Here is a 19,488-nt window from a genome sequence, read left to right on the forward strand (position 1 = left end):
AGCTTACCCATTCATCCGCAGATAAGGCCGGACTTCGGCCAGGCTGGTCAGATTCTGGCGAACTTTTTGCCGGGCATCGTCACCCAGTCGCCAGTAGTTGCCGGCGGCCTGCATCAGTTCGCGCTCGCTGGCGTCATTACCGATTCGCTCGGCTAGTTCTCCGTCCAGCCAGAGCGATTCGAAGACACCGATCCGGCCGCGATAGCCAGTGCCCAGGCAGCGAGGACAACCGCAGGGTTGTGCAATATTGCAGGCTTCGCCATCCGGCACCTTGAGCAAACTTCGCTCCTCGTCCGTAGCCGGATGCGAGTCCCGACAGTGCGGGCAGAGCATGCGAACCAGACGCTGGGCGATGACGCCGTGCAACGTGGCGCCGATCAGAAAGCGTTCGCAGCCGATGTCGGAGAGACGGGTGATCGCACCGACTGCCGTGTTGGTGTGTAGCGTAGACAGCACCATGTGGCCGGTGGTCGCTGCCTTTAGGGCGACGTCTGCCGTGTCAAAATCGCGTATTTCGCCCACCAGGATGACGTCCGGGTCGTGGCGCAGGAAGCTGCGCAAGGCGTCGGCAAAACCGATTTTGCCGCCGACCTGGACCTGAGAAATGCCGGGGATTACCTGTTCTACCGGATCTTCTGCTGTCAGGATGTTCAGCGCGTTGGCGTCGAGCTCTCGCAATACCGCATAGAGCGTCGTACTTTTGCCGCTACCGGTTGGCCCCGTAACCAGCACGATGCCGTGCGGGTGGGCCAGCGCTTCGCGCAGGCGCTCGATCATGAATGAGGGCATTCCCAGCGAATCCAGTGTTTGCCGGCCAGGGTCGCTTTTCATGATGCGCAAGGTCAGCCGTTCACCGAATTTTGTTGGAGCGGATGCGACGCGCATTTCGACCGGCTGTTCGTTGATCGTGTGATTCAGTCCACCATCCTGCGGCGCCCGCGACTCGGCAATATCCATGCCGGACAGTACCTTGATGCGTGAAATCATGCCTTCGCCCAGCGCCTTGCCAAGCGAACTGCCCCAGGCCTGCATGCGGCCATCGACGCGCAGGCGGATTTTGACAGCCTCTTTTTCACTTTCGATGTGGATGTCGGATGCACGGCGCAAAACGGCATCGCGTAGCAGTCGGTCGAACAGGGCGACCGGGTCTTCGGCAGCACTATCGCGCGCATCGCTTGGGGCAAAACGAGCCAATACCGGGGCCAGAGCCTCCGGGTCGGCGACGGCCAGGCTCAATTCGATGCCGGTCAGTACGCGCTTTGCGGTTTCAATGCCGAGTTGGTCACTGGGGTCGCTCAGTACAATGACCAGATGGCCTTCCGGCGTACGCATCGGTGCCATCGGGTGACGCTTGATCAGCGTGCCAGGCAGGCGACTGGCCGCAGCCAGGTCAAGCTCCCATCGCTCCAACTGGGCGTAGGGAAGACCGTGGATCTGGGCCAGCGCCAGGTAGAAGGCGGTCCGCGGCAAACCCAGTTCGCGTGACAAGGCATCGAGCAGCGTCATGCGCGTCGCTCTGGCCTGGGCGCGCAGGCGATTGACCAGGTCACGGTCGAACAACTCGGCCTGCAAGCCGGCGTTGATCAGTGTCGCTTCGTTCAGTGTACTCATCCGTTGCTCCTCCCTTGCCGCATCAGGCGTTCGAAGCCGTTCGGGTCGCGAGCCAGCCGGCGGCCATCTTCGAGGGTGATCAGGCTGTCGCGGGCAAGCCCGGCCAGTGCCTGATCGAAAGTCTGCATGCCGGCTTCGCGGCCCGATTCAATGGCCGAATAAATTTGTGCCGTGCGCCCTGAGGCGATCAGATTGGCGACAGCCGGCGTGACCTGCAGCACTTCGACAGCCGCAACGCGCCCAGGCCGGCCGTTTTGTGGCAATAACTGCTGGGCCACCACAGCCTTGAGCACCAGTGCCAAGCGATGGCGTACGACTGACTGCTCGTCGCCGGGGAATCCGCCAATGAAGCGTTCGATGGCACCGCTGGTATCTGCCGTGTGCAGTGTCGAGAAGACCAAGTGACCGGTTTCGGCTGCAGTCAGGGCGGCGCGCATGGTTTCTGTATCGCGCAATTCGCCGACTAGGATGACGTCAGGGTCTTCGCGCAGCGAGGCTTTCACGGCGCTGGCGAAATCGGGTACGTCGGTGTACAGCTCACGGTGGCTGATGATTGCCTGATTGGGGGTATGTACGAATTCCACCGGGTCTTCGATGCTCAAGATGTGCACTGGCAAACTGCTGTTGATCTCGTTGATGATGGTGGCCAGTGTTGTGCTCTTGCCGCTGCCGGTAATGCCGGTAACCAGCACCAGACCGTCGGTCAGCGAAGCGAGTTGGCGAACGCTCTCGGGCAGGCGCAATTCGTTGAAGCTGAGAAAATGCGAAGGCAGGTGGCGGGCAACCAGGGCCGGGCGGCCCAGTGAGCGGAAAATGTTGATCCGGAAACGCTCACCGCTTTTTGCCGTGAAACCGAGGTCGACCGTACCTTTCTCGGTCAGGTCGCGCCCTTGTTGCACGCCGAGCAATTCACCGAGCAGGCTGTCCAGCATGGCCTGGGTCCAGCGAACATCATCAATGGCTGCCAGGTTGCCGTGCAGTCGCCAGCAAGCAGCACGCCCCTCGGCCAGATGGAGGTCGGAGGCTTGGTGTTCGACCACCCGGTCGAGCAATTGACAGAAATTACCGAAAGCTTGAGTCATTGCTCATACCGCGAACTTGATACGTACATCCAGCCACTGGCGGACGGGGGCGTTGGTTTGTGGATTGCGTTCGACTTCGACCTTGATGTCGCTGCCGACCGGTGCTGCTACATAAGGCAGCTGGTTGAGGCCGTCGAGGAACTGCATCAGGCCGCGAAAGCTGGCGCGGGCATGGACGACGATCAAGGGTCGCTTGAACGGATTGCCTTTGGCTGCTTCCTGAAGCATTTGCGGCGTAGGCGGTTTGTCCTTGTCCTCGCTGCGGCTGTAGACATGTTCGATGGCCATGACTTCCATATCACCGGCTTCAGCCAGGCTGGTCAGTCCGCTTTTCAAGGCATTCATCGCCAGGCTGTCGTCGAGCGGCACAAAACGGGCATTGAGTTTGCGCAATTCGAGGGTGACATCTTCAAGTTGGCTTTTGATTGCCTGTAACTCAAGCTCGGCATCGCGCTGGTTTCTACCGCCGAGGTTGGGGGGCGGGATCAGTGGCTTGGCCTCGGCTTTTGCCGCATTCTTTTCGCGCACGGCCATTTTTTCGAGATCGTACTCAAGCTTGCTGATCTGCTTGCCGGACAGCGGCCAAAGCAAGGCGGCATAGAGTCCGACCAGCACGAAGGCGACGGCTGCAGTACGCAGGTTGCGATCCTTGGCCGGTAATTTTTCCCAGTTACGGCGCCACTCGTGCCAGCGGGAAAGTAATTCGGTCAGATTCCGGCTCATGGCGTCGCTCTCGGTGCTGGTGGTTGCGACGAAATTCCGGTGCCGGCCGGCATGGGCTGCTGTACCGAATTCTGCACAGCCGAAGGATGCTCGTTAGCTTCCAGTTCGCTGTCTTCGAGCAGCAGCCAGAATTTCACCTCATGGCCGCGACGGTTGTCGCGCCCCTTGCGCTCCTTGATTTCCATCTGCGATACGCCATAACCCTTCTCACGGGCCAGTGCCGCCATCCGGTTAACAAAATCCTGTGCGCCGGTATAGTTCGGCGACCAGGCGATGACCTGAATTGCTGAGCCTTCGCTGTGCGTGTTGTCGTTATGGATTTCTTCCATCACGGCATCGCTGCCCACCGCCTGCGCCAGCAGGTAGAGCAAGTCGGGCAGATCAACCCGCATCGAGATGATGCGGTTCAGGCGCGAGCGGTCGTTGAGCAAAGGTTCGAGTTGGCGGCGTGTCGTTTCCAGCCCCTTGCCCAGTTCGAGCAATTTCTGGTTAACCTGGGCCTCCATTTGCGAATTGCTGCTGAGCTGTTTTTCCTTGCGCTGATGGTCGACCATTTTCTTTTCCAGGCCATGGAGACGGTACTGCTGCACCCCTTCGGTTGCCGCCAGGCCAATCAGCACAATGCCCAGTGCCAATAGTCGGCGGATGTCGTGGTCTTTCCAGAGGGAGCCGCGAAGTTCGCCGGCTACCATTCTGGGAAGTTGCGACAAGGGGGCATTGGCTTCGCGCAGTAGATTTCGCCAGATTGCCAGACGTACTTCACCTGCCTTGCGTATGCTGCATGGGTGTCCGGTAGTCAGATTCAGGGCATCGGCAAGCAGTTCGCCGAATTCGTCATCGGCCGCATCCATGAAATGAATGACGATCTGGGCCCGCGACTCTGCGGTCCAGTCGGCAATGATCCGGTTCACCCAGTCGGCAGCCGGAGCCCGTTCAATTCTTCCCTCGCTGCGCGTTGCTACGACGCGGCCACGGCGCCGCAATACGGCCACTACCTCTTCCGCATGGATCTCCAGGTCGATGGAAGGGACCGGCTGATCGCGCCGGGTACCCGGCTCGATAGGCTCAATGGATGCCGGATCGCTGACCAGCCACGAAATCGGTAATGTGGCTGCAAGATAAAGGCCGCGCCGGGATAGTGCCTCATGCCATTCGCGATAGGTCGTCTGTCCGACACCGCAAACCAGCCACAGCGGTTGTTTGTCCTCAATCCGGCCGCGCCAGCCGGCCATCACCGAGGCCTCCAGATTCTGCAAGGCGACTTGCTGGTCCAGGCATTCATCCAGCAAGTCACGTTCGATCAGTGCCAGTTCAATGGCAATTTCGCCATAGCGCAGCTGATTGCTCCGGCTCTGCCGGCGTACCGCTTCTTCCATCGTGATGCGTTCGCGGTCGGCCGGCGAGAGATAGCCGCGTGCCTGCAGCAAGGCGCCCATCGACCACAGACTGCCGAATTCGGCCAGCACCGGTTCCAGATCGGCCTGGATCAATTCGCGCATCTGTTCCGGCTGGCGCGGTTTGTCGGGATGTACCGGCAAATCGACGACGGCAGGTAAAACATGCCGGGCGGCCAGCGCGACGCGCTTGGGACGGATTGGCGTGATGCTCGCCAGTTGCGCCATGACTTCGTCGAGTGCCGCGGCAAAGCGCCCCTGCCGCGAAGAAGCTTTGCCCAGGAAATTCGATCCGTCCTTGCCGGTTTGCATCAATGCAGCTTCCATACCGGATACATCCCAGGTCAGCAGCAGCCAGGTGGTGCTACTCGCACCCAATCTTTCGCGCAGCGAATCGATTGCCGAGCGCCAGAAAGCGGCGTCTGCCGATGAATTTTCTGCCGGTTCCCGAAACTCGCCGCGCTTGTGCAAACCACCGAACAGACGCTTCATCGAATATCCAGGGTAACAGCCGGCAGGTTGCGGCCGGCAATGGCATCGATCTGTGTGCTGACAAGCGCTGGCAGCAGCGCTGTCCCAGAAACTTTGTCATCAGCCGTCCAGGGCAGGCCGTCCGTGCCGTTATCGGTCAGTACCAGTAAGTGACGCCCTTGCGGAATACGCCCTTTGTTGGCGACGTTTTCGCCCGGTTTGCAACCATCGGTAAACGGAATAGCCGCGCTGGCGGCGCAACCGCTCCCGGCCCCCAGGCACGGTAGCGATACGGTGGCGTAGCGCAGCCACTGGCCACCGCTGGTGTTGTTCAAGAAAACCAGCAGGCTCAGTGATAACTTGTTGGCGGGAATGTCGTTACTGCGACTATTCCTGACAAGAACGCTCCATCCACTGATCGGCAGCAGCCAGTCGTTGGCTGCTGCGGTCAACCCGAAGTCCGTGGCAAAATCGCTCCCGCCGATAGCATTGTCGATGCCCATGCTGGTGATGGCCAAGGTCTTGGCTGTGCCGTTGAATACAGTACTCCAGCCAAAATTGCTGGCATCGTCTGTGCTGGAGACATTGCCCCAGCCGTCGCGGAATCGTCCATTGACCGCCAGCCCGCCCAGATAATCGCCGACATGCCCCTTGACCAGTTGCGCGCCGGGGTCGGTCAGCGTGATGTCGTCTGCGCTGCCATCGTTGGCACAAGTCGCATCGTCCGGTTTTGGGTCGAGGATCGCTGGGCGAACCGCACGCGTCTGCAATGAACCCGCTTGCAACAGGGTGACCAGATCGGTCGGCAGCGCCCCGTTGTCGGCGACGAAGCCGGCACTCGCTTCTGCGGCGGTCGACGGTCCGTTTTGCCCCAAAATGGCCCGTCGAATCACCTGCAGGCGCTGACGGGTATCGTCGTAGCGAATTTGCGTCCGATCCTCGGAGAAAACCCCGAAGGCAAGTAATGAGGCTGCCGACAGCACGGCCACGACAACCAGCAGTTCGATCAGCGTAAAACCGCGTGACCAGGGGTAGGGGAGAGTCGGCCGCGGCATTGCTCAATTGCCAAACGAGGTAATCAGCAGCGCCGGGCCGCGATTGTTGTTGTAGATGTGGAAAGCGTAGAAAGTCAGTGTCTGGCCGATCTTGGCTGAACTTGCCAGACGGGCTGCGATGCTGTCGTCGATATAGGCTGCCAGGGCCTTGTCGCCGCCGAAGTCGAGGCCGATGCGCTGACTGACTTTAGGCGGGTTGGATACCTTCATCATCGACAATGCCGTCATCAGGTAATCCGCCTTTTGCGGTGCCGGCATGGCCGACAGGGTGGCCTGAAACTTGATCGGCGAGGGGGCGAAGATGATGCGCTGACCGGGAATATCGGTACGCGACTTGGCAACCAGATCCTTGAGGCTGACATCCTTGTAGGCGGCGGGGTTCTCCTGGAGACTGGATTTGACCGGCTCCGCCGGCATCTCGGCTGCGCCGCTGAGCGGCGAGAGCCCAACCAGGGCTAGACCCAGGGCCATGCCGGCCAAGGTCATGACGGGAGAAAAGGAAAAGGGGGGAAGCATCGAAATTCCTTGGAATCAGTGGGCCAGACAGAGCACCACATCGTCATCGCCATCCGTGGCGGCGACATTGGGTAAACAGGGATTGGTCGTGTTGCGGCCACCATATTTGCCATCGCGGCCGAAATAGACGACACGCGGGCTGTCGTTATTGGCCAGACCGAAGACGGCGAACGGACGGGCATGCGCCCGCAATTCATGCTTGCCGGCTTCGTAGCCCTGTGTTTCTCGCGGAATCTCGCGCCAGCCCAGCATGCAAGTACCAGCCGTCAGTTCCGGACTGCCGCAACTACTGCCGCTCGGCCCGGCGGCGCGGAAGCGCGTACCGGCACCAAAGGCAGGAATATCTAGAATCTTGCTGCCGGCCAGCGGGGTGCCGGCACCATAAGGTGAGCCGGCATAAGGGCCGGCGGCATTGGCCACATCGGCATTGAAATCGATACCGTGATCGACCCACTTGCGCGAAGCAATGTCGAGGTAAGGGCCATGCCAGCCGCGCCGGGTCTCGGGGTTCCAGCGGTTCAGATAGGCCAGCGGGTGATTGGCACACAAAGCCGGCGATTCAAAAAGCAAGGCGAGATTGGTGGGCGATGCATGCCAGGCATCCTTGTCGGCATCAGTATCGGGGGCCGCCCAACTCCGCAGGATACCGCCCAGCGGCGTGCAGTTGAAGCCGTTTCCATTGGTCGCCTCAATCGTCCCCGGAGCGGCAAGAATGAACGGACCTTGCCCCGGGTAGTAGCCGGTATCGGCCTTGAATCGTTTCAGACCGTCGGCCAAGCGCTGCAATTCAGCGCGGGCGATGTCGTCATCGGCACCTTCCTGGATACCGGTATAGCTACCCCAAGCGGTATAAGCCAGCGTGGCCAGAATGCCGCAAACCACCAGTAATTCGACCAGCGTAAAACCGCGGTCGCGCAGATCACCTGCCTTGGACAGCGCCATGGAAATTCTCGATTCTTGATTCGGGGAAAGGTGGAGGGCGCCGGCGTGTGAACGGCGCCCTCCGGGTGGAGCAAACGGGGTCAGTCGCCCGCTCCGGTGAAACTCAGGTCAGACTAGTCCGTGATTAGGTCTTGCGGATGTTGTCGACTTCACCCAGTTCTTCGTCTTTGGTATCGCCGGCACCGTCGATAATGGCTTGGAAGGTAGCCTGGCCAGCCGGAGTGGTAGCAGTGCCGGTGTTCCACAAGACGATGAAACGGTTGTACTCGGTATTGCCGACATGGCGATAAACCGGAGTATTCGACAAAGCACCAATCAGGCTTGGGTTGAACAGCGAACTGTCCGGGCCGACACCAAAAGCGATCAGGCGGTCGGCAGCCCCGGCGTTAACACGGGCATTACCTGCCGTATTCCAGAAGTACACAGCATCTGCCGCTGCAAAGTTGGCAGCATCACCGGTATGACCACAACCGTTGGCCGCAGCCGGACGGAAGATATTTTGCGGCGTGACATTGCTCTTCTTGCTGACCAGCAATGCCTTGATTGCTGCAGTAGTTGCGCAATCACCCGCTGCCGCATCGGCCGGAACTGCTGCCGGGTCGATAACGCGAGCTTTTTTGATGCCAACTTCATTCAGCGCAACAACGTCAGCCGCATTAAAGGCGCCCAGCGTCAAATTACCCAACAGGTCGGTGCTGAGAATACTGGTCGCAGCAGTCGCGCCGGTCAGATTATTGGCGGCATTGCCTAGCAGGGAATCGAAATTATCCGGATATTGACCGGCGTTCAGCACGCGGAAGGTCTGAATACCCTTCGACAGCTCATCCATCATCGCGACGTGGGCAGCGGCAGCGCCCTTGCGGTCGGTATCCTGCAGCATGATGGTGGCGGTGCCGGCGATGGCGGCCAGGATGGCGACGACGACCAGCAGTTCGAGCAGCGTGAAGCCGCCTTCTTTTTTCTTCATGCCGGCCAGTTGGCGGCGCAGGGCGCGGCCCTTGATTGCGGATTCGTCGATGGACTGGATTTTGGACTTCAGTTCGGCCTTGGTCATGGCCAGCAGCTTGTTCAACATGGGTAATGTTTCCTAACGGATGGTCTCGGATCCACTCCCCCGTGGACTCCTGCACCAGGTTGTTTACGAAGATTCCGGACGATTCCGGATAATTTCGCTGCGACCCCTCGTCGCCAGCCTGTTACTTGTGCCATCCGCCAGGCTCACCCCGGCCGGAAGCTTTGATGCATTTGCGCCGTTAGTTGACCGGCGCGTAATCGATAACGTAGCGATACTGTTTGCCGCAATGCAGGATGACTTCTTTTTGGCCGCGGCGGAGGATTCGCATCTCCACCTTCAACTCGGCAAAGCCATCATGCGAGAAGGCTTCACGATAGAGGTCGTGCAGTTTGGCGAGCACCGTGGCGTTGGCGGCTTCAAGTGCCGCCGGGCGATCAAGGGCTTCCACGCTTCAAATTCCTTGTGTGTATTTGATTGAATAGATAATAATGATTCTCAATACGATATGCAAGTGTTTTAGCGGTTTTTTTCTACTTTGTAAGAATCAGTTTGCCGAGGCTGGTGATGCGCAACGAATAGCGCTCGCCACGATGAGCGATTGCCAACTCGTTGCAGGAGCCAAACAATTCATGGCTGGTGTAGGTTTTGGCAATACCCGTTGAAACATGAATAACCGGACCTTGCGGCGAGTAGTGTGCGTTGTCGGCATCACTGGCGTGCGCAGCTTTGATGCCGCTGTTTTGTCGTCCGAGAAACGGGGCGCGAAGCATCTGTTTTGTGGTTTGCATGGGCATGACTCCTGATCTGGGTTGTCAATGATGTGCAGCGTGGTGCATTACGGCATTGAGAATAAGATTCATTATCATTTATGAGCATGGAAAATGCAAGTCGGAAATTTGGCTGCCGGATTGGCCGGTGACATCGAGGCAAACTGGTATTTGCCGGATCTACGTCAAGATCAAGACTGCCGGTGATCTTGCTGTGAGATTCAGGAGGTTGGAAAAGGCAATTTACTGCCTCGCAAATAATAATGATTCCTATTCTGTTGACAATGCCAATGTTTTTTATGAGAATCATTCTCAATACTCCGCCAGCCAATCCATCCCGGTAGCCAGCCATCCCGACAATTCTTGTTCTGGAGGCATCATGCAGATTCCAGTTAGGCAGCCGCTCTGTTCGAGCTCTCCGTGGTGGGTCAGATTTGTTTTGCCTGTGCGCCGGTATTTGCCGGACAGCCTCTACACCAACCTTGCCATTGCGGCCGGTCTGCTTTGGCTGGCCTTGAGTTTTTTTTGAGGGGGCCATCATGCCAACCAACAGCTTCTGGGCGGGCGTTTTGAGCCAATTGCTCATTCATCAGGAAACCGGTTGTCAGCATTCGGCCCGGCATGCCATACGGCTGTTGGATCGGTTGGTTGAATTCGAAGATCTCGATGAGGAGGTGCGTACTTTGTGCGAACGTGCCAGTCGTCGGCTTGAAACCGGATTGGAGTGTCGCGATGCTTGCGCCGCTTAAGGAGCGTTCTCTTCACGATTGCGCTGGTGGTGCAGCGCCAGCCGTACAGACGATTTCATCGCCGGAGAAATGTCGGAGCGCGGCTGAAGAAATACAGGATTTGCGCTGTGCCTTGCGTGAAAGCCGGACGCGTCTTCGCCGTAGCGCCTGGGAAAGTACTCGGCAAATTGCAGCGCTTAACAGCGAAGTCAATCGTCTTTCCGCGCTTTGTTCTGGCTATCGTCAGCAGCTTGCTCGTTTTGAGTCGAGTGTGGCCATTGTTGAGTTGGGATGCCGGTTGATACAACTCAATACTGAAAAAGAGGGATTCGATAGCGTTACACATCAAGTTCGAGCGCTGGAGCGAACGATCGAAGCAGCGCATGCTGAATATACCCGGCTGTCGAGTGAACGCGATGTCTTGGTGCAGGAGCTTTGCTTGCGAGAGCTTGAACATATTGCAATCGTACGTTCCTGACGGTCGAGTCACTGGAGATAGCGATGTCTGATTTTCCTTTTCATGTCGCCGGTGGTGTGTTTGGCGGTGGTAATTCAATTTTTCTTGATGCTGTTGCCTTGCCGCTCAAATTGCCGACGCCGAAGGTCAGTAGTTCCCGTCGACGAAAACTATGGGAAATCCCGCATAAATTTCATTGTCCAGTAATCGGTGTCTGCTTTGATTGCGACGAATTGCGGCGGTTGATGAACAAGGTGATGCACCTTCCCGGCGATGCTTCGGACTTTGTGCTGCACACGACTGCAGTAGGGAATTGCGAGGAGCGGAGCCGTCTGTCTGAAATCTTGCATAAAACACTGGAGAAGCGTTGCGAGTTGATGGTTCGTCGATACGCCATATTCAAGACCGATGCCGATCTGCGTGCAGCATGGCGCGCGGCTTGCAAGGAGGGTCGGGATATTCCCATGGCACTCTGGGTGTGCTGGACGCATCCGGCCTGCAGTGAGCAATTGGAGCAGGAGATATATGCCGATATCCACATGATCCAGCACCAATTGGGTTCCCATGTCCGTACTGACCAGAAAGCGATGAAGGCACTACAACTGGAGAATGCCGACTTGTGCCGGCGACTTGATGCTGCGCAGGCCGATATCGAGGCATTGCGGAAGAAACGGGCGGCCCAGGCCAATGAAGCGGCCCAGATGATCGCCCGGTTGCGGGCGGATTTGGTGGCCAAGGAAGCGTGCGCTACGCATGCATCAAGAGAGTCGGCCTTGCTGCGTGAAACCATGGTGCCGGATACGGAGTTGCACCGGACACTCGTCCAGCGTCTGGCTGAGAGCGAGGTGCGCGCCAGAAAATCGAAGCAGTTGGCCGAGGAGTTGGCGCAGGAGGTTGGTCGATTGCGTGATTTTGCCAAGTATGCAGAGGAAACAATTGATTCTCTGACGCGGGAGGATGATGCCCTGTCAGCCATTCCAGAAACCCATTTGTCAGGAAAGTGCGTACTTTGTGTCGGCGGGCGTTCGGGTGCGGTGCATTCGTATCGGGAAATGGTCGAGCAGTCTGGGGGGCGTTTCATGCATCACGATGGCGGCCTTGAAGAGAGTATGCATCGTATCGATGGCGTGGTTGCTGCTGCCGATATCGTGATCTGCCAAGCGGGGTGCATCAGCCACAATGCTTACTGGCGGGTAAAAGAACACTGCAAACGGACGGGAAAACCGTGCATGTTCGTCAAGACCAGCGGCGTGACCAGTTTCGGGCGTGTGGTTAACGAACTTGGGAAGAAAATTTAATTTAAAAAGCGAGGCCGTCCTTCATGGGGGAGACAGCAATCAATTCAGAAAAAGAACTGCGTCGTTTGGGCTTGAAGGTAACCCATCCACGAACAATGGTCCTGGACTTGTTTCGTAATAATGCCGGAAGCCACCTTTGTGCAGAGGAGGTATTTCGCCTGTTGACTGAACAGGGGGAGGATATTGGTCGAGCCACTGTCTACCGTATTTTGTCCCAGCTTGATGGCGCAGGAGCAATTACACGACAAGTATTCGACGGGATAAAATCAGTTTATGAGATCAATAATGGTGGGCATCACGACCATCTGGTTTGCCTGCAATGTGGCCGCGTTAAAGAGTTCGATGACAGTTTGATCGAAAAGCGTCAATTGAAAATTGCAGCAGATAATGGATTTCATCTGGCCCAGCACAATCTGACCCTCTACGGTTATTGTGCAGATTGTGCGGAGAGGTTGAGATGCTCATCGTAAACAGGGCTGAGCCCATGATCTGACGATGATTTTTTTCGGATAACCGGAGACGCATTGGAGTCAAAAGTGTTTCCGGAGCAGTTTTTCTGAATTTGTTCGGATTTGCCCTGGCCCCCTTTGGAAGTCGCTTACACCAGCCGCGTTATCAAAGCTGTACTTGGCGGGTCCTATTAATTTCCATCAAGGCACTGTTTACTGTACCCTCGCGGCCCAGCCTAGGAGTATCCATGACCACACGCCATAACCATCGCCAGCGCAAGAAGCTCCATCTCGGGGAATACAAGGAACTCGGTTTTACGGTCGAAATCCAGTTTGTCGAGGGTTTGTCCGATGCCGCTCAGGATGCTTTCCTCGATGCATTTGTCGGTCAGGTCATCGAAGTGCGCAAGCTGATGTATGGCGGCAGCTTCTCGTATGGTTTCGTTTGTCGCGATACACGCGCCGATGCCACTGAGGAAGACCGTACTGCCGTTCGCGAGTGGCTGGCTCAGCGCAGCGAAGTGCAGTCGGCAAGCGTCAGCGAACTGGTTGATGCCTGGCGATAAATCGGCAGCTGTTTTGCCGTTGTAAAAAAGTCCGCTGCGTGCGGACTTTTTTACATGAAAAAACTGAGCAGGAATGCGAGTAGCGTTAGCGTTTGGCGGGTGCGTCTATGCTTTTCCACTGTGTCGCTATCGATGGGCAGCAGTTCGGCGCTTCGCCAGGTGCGGTAAAAAAACCAGGCGGCGCTCGGCATGATGGCGTAAAGCGGTAGCGGGGAGTTGGCCAGTGCGGCGATCAGGCCCCAGGCGCAGCCGAGCAGGACGATGCCGAGGCTGATGCTGGTCGAGACCTTGTTGGCCACGTAACTATTGCCCTGGCAAGCTGGGCAGCGGGCCGGGCTGGCCGGGTCAGAGCTGATTTTTGCGCTGAGGCTGATGCTTTGTGCTGCACAGTGCGGACAAGCATCCATCCGGATTCTCAGGCCACCAGGCAGGCCGAGGCTGCATCCGGTTTCATGATCCGGAAACCCAGCTTGGTTCGACCGCGTAGCCTGAGCAGGGCCTTGTCCTTGCTGACCAGGATGTCGGCGCCACAGCGGGCAGTAAGTTCGAGGAATTTCTGATCGTCGCGATCCTTGCAGCGCGGCAGCGGCGGGGCTTCGCCGGGCGGGACGAGCGTTATCAGCGCGCTGTAGCGTTGATAACGCTCGACGATCATGTCCGGCGTAAGTTTGAGTTGCGGGTAGGTCAGCACCCGCTGAAGTTCGTCCATTGTTCGCTCGTCGGCGAAGCATTCGATCCGGCCGGCCTCCAGTGCGGCCATGATCGGCACGGCATCGAGGTTGGCCCAGTGGAAGAGATCGAGGACGACGTTGGTATCGAGGACTAAGCGCAGCATGGGGCGGATTATAATGCGCGACTCTTCAGCGCCTTGCCCGGATTACCTTTCATGTCCCGTATTATTCTCGCCCCGATGGAGGGGCTCGCCGACAATCTGCTGCGCGGCGTGCTGACCGATATCGGGGGCTACGACTGGGGCATCTGCGAATTTGTCCGGGTTTCCAACAGCCTGCTGCCGGTCAAGACCTACCAGCGGATTTGTCCGGAACTGCTCAACGACGGCAAGACCCAGGCCGGGACGCCGATGCGCGTCCAGTTGCTCGGCTCCGACCCGCACTTCATGGCCGAAAACGCGGCCCGTCTGGTGACGCTCAATCCGGCCGGGATCGATATCAATTTCGGCTGCCCGGCGCCGACGGTCAATCGGCATCGCGGTGGTGCCGCCTTGCTGGGCGAGCCGGAACTGCTCCATGCCATTGTTTCTGCGGTGCGGGCGGTTGTCCCGGTCGACATCCCGTTTACGGCCAAAATGCGGCTCGGCATCAACGACACCAGCAAGGCCGTCGAATGCGCCCAGGCGCTTGAGGCCGGCGGTATCGACGAACTGATCGTGCATGGCCGGACCAAGGTCGACGGCTACCGGCCGCCAGCGCGTTGGGAATGGATCGATACCGTGCGCAACGCGATCGGTATTCCGCTGATTGCCAACGGTGAGGTGTGGACCGTCGAGGATTTCCGTAATTGCCAGGCGGCGACGGGTTGCCAGGACATCATGATCGGGCGCGGGGCGATTGCCGATCCCTTGCTGGCGCGACGTGTGCGCGGTGATCGGGTTGGCGGCTGGGAAGAAGTCCAGCCCGGCGTTGCCGCCTACTGGCTCGGCGTGCGCCAGAAAGTCGTGCCGGGCCACGCCGGCGGACGGATCAAGCAATGGCTGGCCTTGCTCCGGCGCAACTACCCTGAAGCCGGTGCACTGTACGACGTGCTGCGTCCAATCAAGGAGGCAGCCGATATCGATACGGCACTGATTGCGGCCGGTGTTTTAAAAGAAAGGCCGCTCCTCGGATGAACCCTGAAAGCACAGGCAACTCGCGCTTCATCAGCAGCGCCCAGGAAGGCCCGCACCGCGATCTCGAAGCGCTGCTCGCCCGCCACATGGCGCACCCGTTTCGCAAGCCGATTCTCGACTACAACCGCGCAGCCTACGCTGCGGCGATGGCGGCACATGATGCCTGGCGGCCGGATGCGCCGCTGATCCTCGATGCCGGTTGCGGCGTCGGCTGGAGTACGCAACGCATTGCCGAGACTTATCCCGATCATTTTGTTTTTGGCGTCGATCAGTCGGTCGACCGCATCAGTCGCGGCAAACCGCTGCCGATGCCGGCCAATGCCGTGCTGATCCGGGCTGATCTGGTCGATTTCTGGCGTCTTCTGGCCGAGAACGGCGTGCGTCTGGCGCGCCACTACAATCTTTATCCCAACCCCTGGCCGAAAATCGGGCATCTCGCCCGGCGCTGGCAGGGCCATGCCGTTTTTCCCGTCTGGCGCGAGCTGGGCGGCGAAATCGAGTGCCGCAGCAACTGGCGCATCTATATCGAGGAAATGGCCTTGGCGCTGACCCAGCTGACCGGCCAGCCGGTCGTCGCCGAGCCGTGGCAGACGGCTGACCCGATGACGCCGTTCGAGAAAAAATATCTCGCTTCCGGTCACGAACTATGGCGCTGCCGGGTTTCGCTGAAATGAGTGTTTGCCAGAGCTGTGGCGCCTGCTGCGCCGCGTTTCGCGTCGATTTTCATCCGGCTGAACTGGCCGGTGGCAATTTCGCATGGGATGGCGGCGTTCCCGTCAACATGACTGTCAGGCTGACGCCGAACATGGTCCGCATGTGCGGCACCGATAGTGCCGCCCCGCGCTGCGTCGCGCTGGCCGGCGAGATCGGCCAGCAGGTGAATTGCACCATTTACCACGGTCGACCCTCGCCTTGCCGCGAATTCGATGTCGAGCATGCCGCCTGCAACCGGGCGCGCCAGCGTCACGGGCTGGCCCCGCTGTAAACGCAGGGCAGCAGCGAAGCTGCTTGTCCGGTTGCTTCGCTGCGCCTCCCGTGAGCCGGGTTTAAAGCCGGCCGAGCTTGCGATACAGGGTGTTGCGGCTGATTCCCAGTTGCCGGGCCGCCGCGGAGATGTTGCCGCCGGCTGCTTCAAGGGTACGTTGCGCAGCGAGGCGGCCGATTTCTTCAAGACTGCCTGCGCCTTGCTCGACCGGGGCGGTCGGACTGGGTTGGCTGACTGAAGCTGCCGGGCTTGGCTTGCTGTATTCCTGCTCGAACAATTCCTCCGGCAAATGGCTGGGGGTGATCAGGATTTCGTCGTCGTCGAGCAAGGCAATGCCGACCCGGATAACGTTGAACAACTGGCGGATGTTGCCCGGCCAGGTGTATTGCTCGATAGCCCGCAGGGCGTCTTCGGAAAACTTGACCGGCGCCCGGCCGCTACATTCGGCAGCGGCAATCTTGCTGACCATCTGGCGAATGTCGGTTCGTTCGCGCAGGGCCGGCAGCGTGACGCACATGCCGTTCAGCCGGTAGTACAGGTCTTCGCGGAAAGTGCCGCGGGCGACTTCTTCGCGCAGCTTGCGGTGCGTGGCGCAGACCAGCGAGATGTCGACCTGGATCGAGCGCGTGCTGCCAAGCGGCGTGACGCAGCGTTCCTGCAGCACGCGCAGCAGCCGGGCTTGCAGATTGAGCGGCATGTCGCCGATTTCGTCGAGGAAGAGGGTGCCGCCGTGGGCCTGCTGGATCTTGCCCGGTGCGCCTTCCTTGCGGGCGCCGGTGAAAGCGCCGCCCTGGTAACCGAAGAGTTCCGATTCGATCAGGGTTTCCGGAATGGAGGCGCAGTTGAGTGCGACAAACGGCTCGCTCTGGCGCGGACCGCTGTTGTGAAAGGCCTTGGCGAACATTTCCTTGCCGGCCCCCGATTCGCCTTGAATCAGAATCGGAATGTCGCGGCCGAGGATGCGCCGCGAACGATCGATTGCAGCCTGCAGGCGGGTATCGCCGGTGTTCAGGGTGTCGAGCGTGAGCTTCGGCGGAGCAACGGTCTCGGCGCGCCGGGGAGGGCGTATCGCCGGCGCTTCGTCGTAGACCCGGCCGGCCACCGTCTGTGGCGGCAACTGGCCGCGCAATTGGAGGTGCAGAGCGCGGCCATTGACCTTGATTTCGCAACTGGCCTGCGGGTGGTTGCGCAAGCGGTCGACCAGTGCCGACAGGTTGCTCTCGAAAACCATTGAGAAATCGCGGCGCACGGCATCGACCTGGCGGATGCCGAGGATGTCGGTGCCGTTGCGGTTGATTGCCAGCACCTGGCCATCGGGCGAGACTGCGGCGAGACCTTCCTTTGGGCTGCCGAGGTAATCGGCGCGCTCGTGGAAGCAGACGATGATGTCGCGGGCGTGGATCGATTCGAACAGGCGTTTTTCGACAATCAGCGAAGACAGCCGGACCAGGCCCAGCGTATGGCGCTGTGGGGCGCGGTAATCGCCGGAAATGTCGAGGACGCCGATCAGTCGGCCATCCGGCCCGAAGATCGGGCTGGCGCAGCAGGTCAGGAAACCATTGCTTTCAAGGAAGTGTTCGCCACCCAGCACTTCAATCGGCGTTTCTTCGAGCAATGTCGTGCCGATGGCGTTGGTGCCGCGCTGGTTTTCGTCCCACGACGCACCGGCAGCCAGCGCGACGCGGTCGGCCCGGTCGAGAAACTCGGCATCGCCGACGGTTTCCAGGAGCAGCCCGTTGGCGTCGGCCAGGATGACCATGCTGCCGGATTCGCGGATGTGCTCGAAAACATGTTCCATGATCGGCCGGCCCTGTTGCAGCAGGTAGCGGTTGCGATCCTGTTCGGTTTTCAGAGCCATCCGGTCGAGTGCCTCGACAATCGGCAGGGCATTGTTTTCAGTCAGGCCGAAGCGTCGGCAACGTTCCCACGAACGGACGATCTGTTGCGTCACCAGCCCGTCGGGCACGCTGCCTTGTTCGAAAAATAGCTGCCTGGCCTGACGCAAGCGCAAATCATGCGTCTCAGCCGGAAGTTGTACTTGTCCCATCTCTCCTCCGGTGTCCCAAAGTCTGCTTTTTGTATTTTTTGTTTCATAACGATGCACCTGACTATTTTGTCAGCAATGTGCTCAAAGCTGTTCAACAACAGTACAGCAATTGACGTGCCAAGCCATCTTTCCAATGCGCTGTTCTGACCCTGTTGCTCCATTTTCGTTCATTGGCAGCCAATTGATGACTTTTTTGGCGACCTGGCACAGGCCTTGCAGATTGCCCGGTACAGGGGAGCTTCCCAGTCATTAATAAAGGAGACATTGTGAAAAAGAATTTGCGACATTTCGCGGCCCTGGCCGTCGTTCTGGCTATCGGCGCTGCGGCGCCCCAGGTTTTTGCCCACGGTGATGTGGTTCCGCAGGCCGTCGATACGACCGGCCTGAAGAATCTGGGTGCTGATTTTCTGCCGAGCAATCCGTATCGCAAAGACAAGACGGCGATTCGTATCGGCGACTCCGCGTTCAACCAGAATTGCGCCCGCTGCCATGGCCTCGGTGCCATTTCCGGCGGCATTGCGCCGGATCTGCGTTTCCTGCCGCTGGGCGACGAAGGCGATGAAGTTTTCCTGCAGCGCATCCGCAAGGGTGCGGTGCGCGACGGCCGTGTTTACATGCCGCCGTTCGAAGGCACGCTGAGCCAGGAGGCCATGTGGGCGATTCGTACCTGGCTGGAAACTGTCCATGAAGACTGATCGCCGCCTCTGGCTCAAGGCGCTGGCCGCCTTGCCGCTTGCTGCCGCCGTTACGGCGCGCGCCGATGGCCTCGAAACGATACGTCAGCGCGGTCGGCTGCGGATCGCCATTTACAACGACTTTCCGCCTTATGGTCAGGCCGGCGGCAAGGGGATCGATGCCGATATCGCCCGGGCGATCGCTGAAAAACTTGGCCTGGCGCCGGAAATCGTCGGTTTCAATGCAGACGAGGACATGAACGACGACCTGCGTAACATGGTCTGGAAAGGGCATTACCTCGGTACCCAGCCGGCCGATGTGATGATGCATGTGCCGGTCGACGAGCATCTGGCCAAGGCCAACGACAAGGTGCGTATCTTTGGTGCGTATCACCGTGAAACGCTGGCGCTGGCGCGTGATCCGGCGCGGATTCAGGCGCTGTCCGGTTCGGCGGCGATGGCGCTGGAAGTGTTTACCCGCGAAAAAATCGGGGTTGAAACGGCATCGTTGGCCGATTCTTTCCTGCTCAGCGTGCTGAACGGCCGTTTGCGCGAAAACGTGGTGCATTTCAGCAACGTCGGCGAGGCGGCGAAAGCGCTGGCGGCTGGACAGGTGGCGGCGGTTCTCGCCCCGCGCGGTGAACTGGAAGGGGCGCTGAAAGGCAATTCCCGGCTGGTGCTTGAAACGCCGAAGATGGCCGAGTTGAAGATCGAAGGCTGGCCGCTCGGCATGGCGGTCAAGGCTGAAGAGCAGGCGCTGGCCGAGGCTGTCGGCGGCGCCCTGGCCGAATTGAAGCGCAACGGTACTGTGGCAGCGATTTTCAAGCGCCACGGCATTTCCCATCTGCCTGCCTGAGGTTGC

General features: G+C 59.2%; 24 protein-coding genes. 11 read left to right on the plus strand and 13 right to left on the minus strand.

Translation table 11 applies throughout. The annotated features are described in order from the left end of the window. Positions 1 to 3: 3 nt before the first annotated feature. From KI614_RS05965 to hemP, 10 genes are all read right to left on the minus strand, one after another. Complete coding sequence (locus KI614_RS05965; RefSeq protein WP_226408557.1) at positions 4 to 1,611, minus strand: GspE/PulE family protein; 1,608 nt, start codon at positions 1,609 to 1,611, stop codon at positions 4 to 6. After that, positions 1,608 to 2,693 (minus strand): type IV pilus twitching motility protein PilT, encoded by a 1,086-nt coding sequence (locus KI614_RS05970; RefSeq protein WP_226408559.1) that lies wholly within the window; start codon positions 2,691 to 2,693, stop codon positions 1,608 to 1,610. Before KI614_RS05970 ends, KI614_RS05965 begins: the two co-directional genes overlap by 4 nt. Positions 2,694 to 2,696: 3 nt before the next feature. Then, positions 2,697 to 3,416 carry a hypothetical protein gene (locus KI614_RS05975; protein WP_226408561.1) on the minus strand — a complete coding sequence of 240 codons (720 nt, stop codon included), beginning with the start codon at positions 3,414 to 3,416 and terminating at the stop codon, positions 2,697 to 2,699. Further along, entirely contained in the window at positions 3,413 to 5,302 is a 1,890-nt protein-coding gene (locus KI614_RS05980; RefSeq protein ID WP_226408563.1) for a hypothetical protein, read from the minus strand. The genes KI614_RS05975 and KI614_RS05980 overlap by 4 nt, the downstream gene beginning before the upstream one ends. After that, positions 5,299 to 6,336 (minus strand): type II secretion system protein, encoded by a 1,038-nt coding sequence (locus tag KI614_RS05985; RefSeq protein ID WP_226408565.1) that lies wholly within the window; start codon positions 6,334 to 6,336, stop codon positions 5,299 to 5,301. Before KI614_RS05985 ends, KI614_RS05980 begins: the two co-directional genes overlap by 4 nt. Positions 6,337 to 6,339: 3 nt before the next feature. After that, positions 6,340 to 6,852, minus strand: coding sequence for a hypothetical protein (locus tag KI614_RS05990; protein WP_226408567.1), 513 nt, complete (start codon positions 6,850 to 6,852; stop codon positions 6,340 to 6,342). A 15-nt stretch (positions 6,853 to 6,867) separates the two neighbouring features. Further along, the gene (locus tag KI614_RS05995; RefSeq protein WP_226408569.1) at positions 6,868 to 7,794 is read right to left on the minus strand and encodes a type IV pilin protein; all 927 of its coding nucleotides are present in this window, start codon (positions 7,792 to 7,794) and stop codon (positions 6,868 to 6,870) included. A gap of 124 nt (positions 7,795 to 7,918) precedes the next feature. Then, positions 7,919 to 8,869 (minus strand): type II secretion system protein, encoded by a 951-nt coding sequence (locus KI614_RS06000; RefSeq protein WP_226408571.1) that lies wholly within the window; start codon positions 8,867 to 8,869, stop codon positions 7,919 to 7,921. Positions 8,870 to 9,047: 178 nt separating this feature from the next. Then, positions 9,048 to 9,257, minus strand: a complete 210-nt coding sequence (locus tag KI614_RS06005) for a hypothetical protein (protein WP_226408574.1) — start codon at positions 9,255 to 9,257, stop codon at positions 9,048 to 9,050. An 82-nt stretch (positions 9,258 to 9,339) separates the two neighbouring features. Beyond that, a complete protein-coding gene (gene hemP / locus KI614_RS06010) occupies positions 9,340 to 9,597 on the minus strand; it encodes a hemin uptake protein HemP (RefSeq protein WP_226408575.1) in 258 nt (85 codons plus the stop codon). A gap of 55 nt (positions 9,598 to 9,652) precedes the next feature. Here hemP and KI614_RS06015 point away from each other — a divergent pair, with 55 nt between their 5' ends. The 6 genes from KI614_RS06015 (at position 9,653) to KI614_RS06040 (ending at position 13,074) form a co-directional block, all read left to right on the plus strand. Beyond that, complete coding sequence (locus KI614_RS06015) at positions 9,653 to 10,105, plus strand: hypothetical protein (protein ID WP_226408577.1); 453 nt, start codon at positions 9,653 to 9,655, stop codon at positions 10,103 to 10,105. Positions 10,106 to 10,115: 10 nt separating this feature from the next. Further along, positions 10,116 to 10,325 carry a hypothetical protein gene (locus KI614_RS06020; protein WP_226408579.1) on the plus strand — a complete coding sequence of 70 codons (210 nt, stop codon included), beginning with the start codon at positions 10,116 to 10,118 and terminating at the stop codon, positions 10,323 to 10,325. After that, positions 10,309 to 10,782 (plus strand): hypothetical protein, encoded by a 474-nt coding sequence (locus tag KI614_RS06025; protein WP_226408581.1) that lies wholly within the window; start codon positions 10,309 to 10,311, stop codon positions 10,780 to 10,782. Before KI614_RS06020 ends, KI614_RS06025 begins: the two co-directional genes overlap by 17 nt. Before the next feature lie 23 nt (positions 10,783 to 10,805). Next, positions 10,806 to 12,059, plus strand: a complete 1,254-nt coding sequence (locus KI614_RS06030) for a DUF2325 domain-containing protein (protein ID WP_226408583.1) — start codon at positions 10,806 to 10,808, stop codon at positions 12,057 to 12,059. Between the two features lie 23 nt (positions 12,060 to 12,082). Further along, entirely contained in the window at positions 12,083 to 12,529 is a 447-nt protein-coding gene (gene fur / locus KI614_RS06035) for a ferric iron uptake transcriptional regulator (protein WP_226408585.1), read from the plus strand. Between the two features lie 227 nt (positions 12,530 to 12,756). Then, positions 12,757 to 13,074, plus strand: a complete 318-nt coding sequence (locus tag KI614_RS06040; protein WP_226408587.1) for a YggL family protein — start codon at positions 12,757 to 12,759, stop codon at positions 13,072 to 13,074. A 50-nt stretch (positions 13,075 to 13,124) separates the two neighbouring features. Here KI614_RS06040 and KI614_RS06045 read toward each other — a convergent pair whose 3' ends face one another. Then, positions 13,125 to 13,373 carry a hypothetical protein gene (locus tag KI614_RS06045; protein ID WP_226408589.1) on the minus strand — a complete coding sequence of 83 codons (249 nt, stop codon included), beginning with the start codon at positions 13,371 to 13,373 and terminating at the stop codon, positions 13,125 to 13,127. Between the two features lie 116 nt (positions 13,374 to 13,489). Continuing rightward, a complete protein-coding gene (locus KI614_RS06050) occupies positions 13,490 to 13,909 on the minus strand; it encodes a putative toxin-antitoxin system toxin component, PIN family (protein ID WP_226408590.1) in 420 nt (139 codons plus the stop codon). A 51-nt stretch (positions 13,910 to 13,960) separates the two neighbouring features. On the opposite strand from KI614_RS06050, the gene KI614_RS06055 reads away from it, so the two are divergent. Genes KI614_RS06055 through KI614_RS06065 form a run of 3 tightly spaced genes read left to right on the plus strand, consistent with a single transcriptional unit; the run spans position 13,961 to position 15,905 of the window. Continuing rightward, positions 13,961 to 14,920, plus strand: a complete 960-nt coding sequence (locus tag KI614_RS06055; RefSeq protein ID WP_226408591.1) for a tRNA dihydrouridine synthase — start codon at positions 13,961 to 13,963, stop codon at positions 14,918 to 14,920. Further along, positions 14,917 to 15,594: a tRNA (guanine(46)-N(7))-methyltransferase TrmB gene (gene trmB, locus KI614_RS06060; protein WP_226408592.1), complete on the plus strand. Its 678-nt coding sequence runs from the start codon at positions 14,917 to 14,919 to the stop codon at positions 15,592 to 15,594. Before KI614_RS06055 ends, trmB begins: the two co-directional genes overlap by 4 nt. Continuing rightward, positions 15,591 to 15,905: a YkgJ family cysteine cluster protein gene (locus KI614_RS06065; protein ID WP_226408593.1), complete on the plus strand. Its 315-nt coding sequence runs from the start codon at positions 15,591 to 15,593 to the stop codon at positions 15,903 to 15,905. The genes trmB and KI614_RS06065 overlap by 4 nt, the downstream gene beginning before the upstream one ends. Positions 15,906 to 15,966: 61 nt before the next feature. On the opposite strand, the gene KI614_RS06070 is transcribed toward KI614_RS06065, so the two are convergent. Further along, positions 15,967 to 17,952, minus strand: coding sequence for a sigma-54-dependent Fis family transcriptional regulator (locus KI614_RS06070; protein WP_203469195.1), 1,986 nt, complete (start codon positions 17,950 to 17,952; stop codon positions 15,967 to 15,969). Positions 17,953 to 18,218: 266 nt separating this feature from the next. Between KI614_RS06070 and pedF the strand changes: the two genes are divergently transcribed. Both pedF and KI614_RS06080 read left to right on the plus strand, forming a co-directional pair. Continuing rightward, entirely contained in the window at positions 18,219 to 18,647 is a 429-nt protein-coding gene (gene pedF / locus KI614_RS06075) for a cytochrome c-550 PedF (RefSeq protein ID WP_226408594.1), read from the plus strand. Further along, positions 18,637 to 19,482 (plus strand): substrate-binding periplasmic protein, encoded by an 846-nt coding sequence (locus tag KI614_RS06080; RefSeq protein WP_226408595.1) that lies wholly within the window; start codon positions 18,637 to 18,639, stop codon positions 19,480 to 19,482. The genes pedF and KI614_RS06080 overlap by 11 nt, the downstream gene beginning before the upstream one ends. Positions 19,483 to 19,488 lie beyond the last annotated feature (6 nt).

The sequence above is a fragment of the Dechloromonas denitrificans genome, from assembly GCF_020510665.1.
GTDB lineage: Bacteria > Pseudomonadota > Gammaproteobacteria > Burkholderiales > Rhodocyclaceae > Azonexus > Azonexus denitrificans_B.